Raw genomic sequence first — 863 nt, 5'->3', positions numbered from 1 at the left:
CGTGTGCTCTTCCGATCTTCTCAAGCCGTTTATTCCAAGTTCCCCTACACGACTCAAATGCAAGGGCCGAACTACGCCGCAGACCAACGCGGTAAAGATAAATGCGCTCGTGACATCGGTTACTACCTGCGGATGGTTACCTACTGCTTAATCGCAGGTGGTACTGGCCCCATGGATGAGTACCTGATTGCAGGTATCGATGAAATCAACCGGACTTTTGAATTGTCTCCGAGCTGGTACATCGAAGCCCTCAAGCACATCAAAGCCAATCATGGCTTAAGCGGCGATCCTGCTGTGGAAGCTAATTCTTACCTCGACTACGCAATCAATGCTCTGAGCTAGTCAGCGGTTTGTTGCCTGGAACGATAGATAGCTGTTAGCTAACCACAGAAGTTTGTTGAGTTAGCAGTTATTTAACGCTCCAGGCATCTTATTAGTTAGATAGAGAGCTGAATAAAACAAGCAACTTTTAAAATCTTTTTGCTGTTCTCGGCAGTTTCATCTAACAGAACGCAAACAGTTATGAGTTTTTCCTCGTATTTTTCTTTAATAAATATTAATTGAAGAATACGGAATTCGGTTTATTATGTGTCGATGAGGTAGCGATGACAACATTATTAGTACCCGCTAATTTACAAGCTGCGGGACGATTAGGCCTAGATGCGTTTGATGGCAGCAAAGTAGAATTGCGTCCAGATTGGACAGAAAGCGATCTACAAGCTATTTTTCGTGCCACCTACAGACAGGTACTCGGTAACGAGTATATTATGAAAGCTGAACGTTTGACGTCAGCAGAATCTTTACTCAGACAGGGAAATTTAACAGTTCGTGATTTTGTGCGTGCCGTTGCCCTTTCTGAGTTG

The 863-nt window shown here is 43.9% G+C and carries 2 protein-coding genes; both read left to right on the top strand.

The genetic code is table 11. The annotated features are described in order from the left end of the window. On the top strand, nt 1–342 hold a 342-nt coding region (locus M595_RS28045), incomplete at its 5' end, for a bilin-binding protein (protein ID WP_040484794.1). A gap of 263 nt (nt 343–605) precedes the next feature. Further along, the coding region (locus tag M595_RS28040; RefSeq protein ID WP_023069930.1) for a phycobilisome rod-core linker polypeptide at nt 606–863 on the top strand (258 nt) is incomplete at its 3' end.

It is taken from the genome of Lyngbya aestuarii BL J (genome assembly GCF_000478195.2).
Classification (GTDB): domain Bacteria; phylum Cyanobacteriota; class Cyanobacteriia; order Cyanobacteriales; family Microcoleaceae; genus Capilliphycus; species Capilliphycus aestuarii.
This window is presented reverse-complemented; position numbering and strand designations above follow the sequence as displayed.